Origin of the sequence: Mesorhizobium sp. M1A.F.Ca.IN.020.03.2.1, from assembly GCF_004023205.1 — a bacterium.
Taxonomy (GTDB): Bacteria; Pseudomonadota; Alphaproteobacteria; order Rhizobiales; family Rhizobiaceae; genus Mesorhizobium.
Genome location: NZ_RZSV01000516.1, coordinates 1 through 435, shown reverse-complemented (window position 1 = coordinate 435; position 435 = coordinate 1). Strand labels below are relative to the sequence as shown.

Here is a 435-nt window from a genome sequence, read left to right as displayed (position 1 = left end):
GGCATGGTCGGAGGCCAGACGCTCGACCGCGAGGCCGAGCGCAAGCGGCCGGACGAGGCCGGCATCATCCGTCTGCAGGCGATGAAGACAGGCGCGCTGATCCGTTTTGCCTGCGAAGCAGGCGCCATCATCGCCGGCGCATCCGCCGTCGACCGTGAAAGGCTGGCGGAGTTCGGCTCGGCGATCGGTCTTGCCTTCCAGCTAGCCGACGACCTGCTCGATCTCACCGCCGACGCAAAGCAGATGGGCAAGGCGACCAAGAAGGACGCCGCCGCCGGCAAGGCGACACTTGCTGCGCTGCACGGAGCCGATTGGGCGCGCGAGCAGCTCCACGGCCTGATCGACCAGGCGCATGCGCTGCTGGAGCCCTATGGCGAGCAGGCGGATTTGCTGAAGGCGGCGGCAACGTTTGTCGCCACGCGGAGCAGCTGAGAC

Annotated in this window: 1 protein-coding gene; it reads left to right on the top strand. The window is 68.0% G+C overall.

Going from position 1 to position 435, the window contains the following annotated elements; translation table 11 throughout:
* Window positions 1-432: polyprenyl synthetase family protein (locus EOA79_RS32470; protein WP_206639313.1), on the top strand; the 432-nt coding region annotated here is incomplete at its 5' end.
* Between the last annotated feature and the right edge of the window lie 3 nt (window positions 433-435).